The organism is Microbacterium panaciterrae, from assembly GCF_039541635.1.
GTDB classification, from domain to species: domain Bacteria; phylum Actinomycetota; class Actinomycetes; order Actinomycetales; family Microbacteriaceae; genus Microbacterium; species Microbacterium panaciterrae.
On record NZ_BAABGP010000020.1, the window covers coordinates 1 to 6269 of the forward strand.

7 protein-coding genes are annotated in these 6269 nt (G+C 64.2%); 2 read left to right on the top strand and 5 right to left on the bottom strand.

What is annotated here, in order from left to right:
- Positions 1-28: 28 nt before the first annotated feature.
- The 5 genes from ABD882_RS14860 to ABD882_RS14880 form a co-directional block, all read right to left on the bottom strand.
- The gene (locus ABD882_RS14860; protein WP_345188146.1) at positions 29-151 is read right to left on the bottom strand and encodes a hypothetical protein; all 123 of its coding nucleotides are present in this window, start codon (positions 149-151) and stop codon (positions 29-31) included.
- Positions 148-1749, bottom strand: a complete 1602-nt coding sequence (locus tag ABD882_RS14865) for an ATPase, T2SS/T4P/T4SS family (protein ID WP_345188147.1) — start codon at positions 1747-1749, stop codon at positions 148-150. The genes ABD882_RS14860 and ABD882_RS14865 overlap by 4 nt, the downstream gene beginning before the upstream one ends.
- Entirely contained in the window at positions 1749-2579 is an 831-nt protein-coding gene (locus tag ABD882_RS14870) for a CpaE/TadZ family protein (RefSeq protein ID WP_345188148.1), read from the bottom strand. The genes ABD882_RS14865 and ABD882_RS14870 overlap by 1 nt, the downstream gene beginning before the upstream one ends.
- Positions 2576-3256: an SAF domain-containing protein gene (locus ABD882_RS14875; RefSeq protein ID WP_345188150.1), complete on the bottom strand. Its 681-nt coding sequence runs from the start codon at positions 3254-3256 to the stop codon at positions 2576-2578. Before ABD882_RS14875 ends, ABD882_RS14870 begins: the two co-directional genes overlap by 4 nt.
- A 235-nt stretch (positions 3257-3491) precedes the next feature.
- Entirely contained in the window at positions 3492-4193 is a 702-nt protein-coding gene (locus ABD882_RS14880) for a hypothetical protein (RefSeq protein WP_345188151.1), read from the bottom strand.
- Between the two features lie 442 nt (positions 4194-4635).
- Between ABD882_RS14880 and ABD882_RS14885 the strand changes: the two genes are divergently transcribed.
- On the top strand, positions 4636-4926 hold the full coding sequence (locus ABD882_RS14885; RefSeq protein WP_345188152.1) for a hypothetical protein: 291 nt from the start codon (positions 4636-4638) through the stop codon (positions 4924-4926).
- Between the two features lie 140 nt (positions 4927-5066).
- Positions 5067-6203: a hypothetical protein gene (locus tag ABD882_RS14890; RefSeq protein WP_345188153.1), complete on the top strand. Its 1137-nt coding sequence runs from the start codon at positions 5067-5069 to the stop codon at positions 6201-6203.
- Positions 6204-6269 lie beyond the last annotated feature (66 nt).

The following is a 6269-nucleotide window of genomic DNA, read 5'->3' on the forward strand; positions in this document are numbered from 1 at the left end:
CGATACCGGAGGTCCTCACCTCATTCCATCAAGCCACGCTGCCCACAACCTCCGTGGGAAGAACATTTAGCGGCGCCGGCCGGAAGTAGGTGATGAGCAGCACGATCCCGGCGGCGACGATTCCGCCGGCGAGTGCCGCGAGGAGGTTCATCCCAGCACCTCCTTGTTCCAGTCGTAGCCGACACGACGTAGCGGCTTGGCGAGGCGCGTTGAGGGCTTCTCCGGGTTGGTCCAGTCGTCCAAGTCAGGGTCGTACTCGAAGAGCAGGGCTGCCATCGGTTCCCGCGCGTCATTCGGGACGACTTCGGCAACCTCAGTGACGACGCGACGACGGGTGCCGTCGGGGTTCTCGATGAAGTCGATGTAAAGGATGAGGTCCATGCAGCGGCCGATCTGACGCAGCGGGACGACGTCGCTGGACAGCCCGAGCTCTCCCATGAGCACGTCCGCGAAACGATGGATCGCATCGTCGGCGCTGCGGGCGTGAATGGTCGACATCGACGCCCGTCCGGCCTCCATCGCCTGGAGGGCGATCGGACCCTCAATGCTCTTGATCTCGGCGAACAAGATGACCTGAGCAGAGGCACGCAGGGCCATGTCGAGGCACTTGGCCAGCGTGAATCCCGCGATGCTGTCGGCGCCAGCGGACTGGGGTGGCACGTACTGCAGATCCTGGACCTGCCAGTGCCGGTGCTCAACCTTGCCCAGATACAGCTCGTGCTCAGTCTCGATCGTTGCCACCTTCTCCTCCGCGGGGAGGGTTGAGGCGAGCGCGCGGAGCATGGTGGTCTTCCCCGCACTGGGGTATCCAGCGACGAAGATGCAGCGATGCGCGCGAGACGCGGCAGCGAGGAACTCCGCCATCTTCGCTGAGATGGTCCGCTTCTTGACCATGTCATCGAGGGTGACGTCAACCAGATTGTGCATGCGCAGGGTGAGGTTGGTGGCGGACGTGATGCCGACGCCTGTTGCCGAGAGCCGGGCGCCTCCGATGTCGAGGTCGATGTGCCCAGAGGGCTTAGCGAACGTGCGGCCTCGGTAGGAGGCGATCTCCGCGATCATGTCCTCCAGGTCCTTGTCGCTGTCCGCGATCGGGGAACGCTTCTGCTTCGCGCCATCGGTCTTGGTGACGACGACGTTGTTGAACCCGACAACGGAGACGTCTTCGATATCGGGCTCGCGCAGGTACTGGCTGATCCGACCGTATCGGTGCGCCTGGTCGAAGATCGCCTGGGCATAGTGCGCCCGCTTGGACTCGCTCCAGTCGTGATCGGCGCCCTTGGCCGCGGTGTCGCTGGTGCTGCGCCGCTCGATGATGCGCTCGATCTGAGTCCAGGTTCTCTCCTCGGCTTCGGTCTCGGGGGCCGCCGAGGCGACCGCGACATCGAAAGAGCTGCGGGGTCGACCGGTGGTGTCGTCGGTGATCTCCAGCTCCCGGGTGAGGGTGCGCACGAGCGTCCAATCGACGTGGAGGAAGCCGACTGGGCGGATCTGAGTGACTTCCCGCCGGCGCGCGCGTGAGGGGACCTCCTGCAATGAGCCCACGGCATGGTCGGCTTCGGCGATGGGGGCTTCGCCCTCGTCAACGATGTGAAGCGGGGGGCGGGATCCCCCGGTCATCACGTCCAGAAGGTGACGGTTCTCGCGTCCGCGGGCGGTCGAGGTGGGCGCTTCGGACTGAACAGGCGATCCCAGAAGGTCGCTGAAGAAGGGGCTGGTGGAGATCTCGATCTCGGGCAGTTCGCTCATCAGCTGGCACTCCTCTGGTCACGGGCGCTCAGGGCAGGGAGGTCTTGAGCCAGACGACGGATCCCGCTGCGATAACTGTTACGGGCGGGCTTCGAGTCGGGCTGGCCATGGGAGAACACAGCGGCCCCGGAAGGATCGAACGGGAGGGTGCCGATGACAGGGATCAGATGAGTGGAGAAGTCCTTTGCAGGGACGCTCTGGGCGACAGGCGTGTTCAGGAGGATCCAGTACCTCTCCCCCGCGAGGGCCCGGGTACGGGTGGCGAGGTCCGGCAGCTGCAGGCGCTGGTGGGCGCGATTGAGGTCGATCATCGTCGACGACATGCCGATCAGGACACGGTCGGCAGTGTCGATGATCGCCAATCGGGAGTCGTCGACGCTCAGGTGCCCCAGATCGACGATCACATCGATGCCGGCATCGCCGAGCTCGACGAGCAGGCGCGGGAGTTTGGCCCAGAGCCCATGGACACCATCCGCGACTGCGAGATTCACGAACCCAGGGATCACCCACATCTTGTGGCCCTGCGGGATCGCGGGAATGGGCCTTTCGGGGATCGGCGGAAGCTCGTGCATGGCGATCGAGATTGCAAACGCCGGGTTGAGGAGATCCTCGGCCTCGAGCACGTTCCGGGAAGCAGCGAACGCCAACTTCTCGATGCCGCCATCGCTAGGCAGAAGGTTCGCGCGGAAGAACCCAGGCATCATCGTGGACACCGCTCGGATGTCCGCCTCGATGAGGAGGACCGGACGCGGCCAGTGCACCGCCAGCGCCGTCGCCGCTGTGGTGACCCCGGGGGCGCCGGCGACACTGGTCAGTGCGATGACGGTCACTTGGAGTCTCCCGGGGCGAGGTAGAGAGAAAGGGCGCCAGCGGCGCCCCTGCTGGCCACATTGGGGGCAACCTGGGTAGAGACATAAACGTCGACCACGACGTCGTTCGTATTCGGAACCGGCCGGACCTGTGACACGACAGCCGGAATGGTCTCCGCAGCTGTGACATCCACCGGAGCGGCCCCCTGTGCGGGGACCGGAACAAGGACGACACTGTCGCCGGCCTGAAGAGTCTGAGCCGGAAGCTTGCCCGGGCCGAGAGTCATACCGACGAGAGCCTTGCCGTTCGGGATCCCGAGATGGTCAGAGATCGACGACAACGTCACGAGCGCACCCGTGGGGAGGTCAGTTGTCGCGACCTTGCCGAGGATCTGATCAAGCTTCGCTTGAGGGATCGCCTTGGAGTCCTGCCCCGCAGTGATCGACATCGTGGTGAGGTCATCCTGCACGATCGTGTGACCACGAACGATCGAACTCTTCACCACCCACACCTGCGTCGCGTTCGACACGTTGACGAAGACGAGGTAACCCACGACCGCGCCGAGAACGATGAACGCCGCAGCGATGATGCCGCGGGAGGCTGGTGCACGGGTACGAACCGACTTGACTTCCACGGCATTGCCGGTGGAGAGCTGCGCCGTCTCCGCGCTCGGCGGGAGCCTGTCCTCCGTGATCATCACATCGCGTCCTTCCAAAAGGCATCCGCTACCTACAAGGGGCGGTCCCTCACGACGCGAACCGACAACTGGCCCGAATCTCGATGCCCCCCGACGATCACATCCAGACTATGTACTTCACGGAACCGATATATAGATCTCGGCCAAAAATTGGCACCCGCGGCCTCCTAAACAGGGCCTATCTGACGTTTTGTCACACAGGTCCAGGTGGGGCCCTCGTCAAGGCGGACCGTCCTCAGCCGGTCGCGACGAACGCTGCCTTGAGCTTCCGGCGAGCACGGGCGACACGGGCGTTCACGCAGTCGACCGTCACACCTAGCTCCACGGCGATGTCCGTCTGGCGCTCCTCCTCAATTGCCACCCGCGCCAACAGCGCGATCTCGTCACCGGTGAGCACTCCCGCGCGTCGCGCCCAAGCAAACAACCTCAGCGCAAGGACCTCGAGCGCGGGAGCTGGCTCCTGCCACACGCCTGTCACGGCCTCCAGCACCTCGTCACTGACCGGAGAGGTGCGGTCACCGATCAGTTCGTCGTTCTTGGTCTTCGCCGGCGCGAGCAGCCCGACCAATCCCATGGTCAGATTCGAGAACACCTTCTCGCGAAGATGCATCTTTTTCTCTGTGAAGAGGTGGATCATCTCCCATGCTTTCCCGATCGCGAGACCGACCCTATCGACGCGATCGAATTCGCTGAGCGCTCGGACCCTGTGCGCCATCCGTTGCGCGACAGGCAGGAGCACCTGCACCAACAGCCGCTCCGCCGTTTTATCTCCGTCTCGGGTAAGAGCCAGCAATTCGTAAAGCGCCCGGTCCTGGGCTGAGCCACGGATCGCGCGCACCTCATCAAACAACTCACCGCAGACGCGCACCCCCAACGCGCCGAATTCGTGCTCACGATCGACGAGGGTGTGTGACCACTCGAGGTTGAGGCGGGTCATGAGAGGTGTGGCCTGAATCGCTGAGGACATTGGAACTCCCGAACGTGACGGACTGATCGCCTCCGACGCTCCTCAGCGAGCGTGTACTCCTGCGTGTATTCGCGGCCAAGCCTTTGCACAGCCACGTTCCCGATGCGCCCACAGAGCCGGGGATTTCGCGGCGTTTGCGTGTATTGAGCCTGCGCGCAAGAAAGCTGCCCATCCTCAACGTCGGTTCCGCCCCCCTCAACGCACCTCTTGGGAGCAGGAAGGTTTGGACCCGCAATCCGAGCAGGCCGGGATCCCTAGGAACCGTCGACCACGCAACGGGCGCGTTCTCCGGGTCGTCTCTTCACAACGCCGGTACCACCGGTTCTGTCCACAGCCCGGCCGAACCAGCACTGCGTATCGCGCGGCCCGCTTGCAGAGTCAGAAGACCAACCACTGATCCGGAAGGAACCAAATGTCCATCACCGAAGAAGCCCGCGGCGAGATTGCCCAGAGGGTCGCGTTCAGCGCGTTTGCGTACTACCCGGAGATCCACGCGGATGAGCTCGCCTTTGACCTCCAGCAGGAAATCTCCTGGTGTCTGGAGCTGGCCGCGGGACAACTTGCCGACGAAGATAGTCACCTGCTTCGGGACCTCGTCGCCAGGACCATCATCGACCCAACCGCATACAGAGAGGTGCTGAATGACATTCTCGACAGCCTCACTGACGATCCGGATGCGGGTCCCGACGGACGCGGTGAGTAGGCGTGGCCGACGGTGGCGAGACGGAAGCACGCGCGACACGTCGAGCGCGAAGTCGAGAGGCCCAGCGACGGTGGGAGCTGGAGAATGCCGACCGAGTCCGCGCGAGCCACCGCCGGTGGCGTAAAGCCAACGCTGAACACGTGCGCGCTTACGTGAACGAGTACAACTCTCGCAACCGCGCCCATGTCAACGAACGCGAACGACTTGCCGCGCAGCGCCGCCGCGATGCAGCCAAGAAGGCCACAGAGGGCCGAGAGAAGGATCGGCAGCGAGCACGTGAATGGGCGGCAGCGAACCCCGAACGCCTTAAGGAACGCCGCGATCGCTGGCAGGCCGCGAACCGGGACAAGGTCCTCAAGGCCGGCCGAGCCTACTATCAGCGACACAAAGAGGAGATCCTGTCCAAGCAGCGCGAACGTGCCGCCAAGGGCCGGAAGGATCCTCTGAATGCCCGAGCACAACGAGAGTACGTCGCACGAAACAAGGACCGGATCCTCGCTCAGCAAAGAGCACGCCGTTCCACTCCCGAAGGGCGAGAGGCCGTCAACCGCGACAATCGCGAACGGAAGCATCGAGAACGCCGCCGACAAGAACTGGGACTCCCGCCCAGGCCACGCCACCGATGGACCAAGAACGAACGTGCTGAGCACCTCGAGCAGTCCTCGGCATTCTTCGCACGGCCCGTGACTGTGTCTCGCATGCGGGAGCTTCGCCGCGAGGCCCAGGACATTGCAGCCGCCGTCGCTGCGCGCGAGCGCCGCGAGCAGGATCAGTTCGAAGCTCGGTGGCAGTTGATCGAGATCGAGGTCGACATGATCACCCGGGCGTTCCCTCACCACGCGGATCGAATCCTCCAGCTTCCGCGAGGAGAGCGTCTCCACGAGGAAGTCCTCCTGGACTCCATAGCCCGTCAGACGCGCGGTGCGACGCCGTTCGACATCGACGCCGAAACACGGCGCCGCGCCGTGGAGCTCGCAATCCCCGCAGTACGCCAAGAAGCACGCCTCCGCGTGCGCCAAGTCCTAGATACGCCGGTGAGACACACGACAAGTCAGCACTTGAAGCGCGAGCAGGACAGCGAGATCACGGCGCGCATCGACCGAGTGAACGCGAGCCTCCAGAGCACTAGTGATGGGGCGGAGCAGTTCGCGCAGGACGCGGAGGCCGTCCGATCGTCCTCAGTGGATCGCACTCCACAGAGGAGCCGACCGCCCCAGATCGAGCGACAAGAGGGTCGACCGCCAGCGAGCCCTCGCCGGCGCGGACCACACCTCTAGTTGTTCTTCCCACGGAGGTTGTGGGCAGCGTGGCTTGATGGAATGAGGTGAGGACCTCCGGTATCG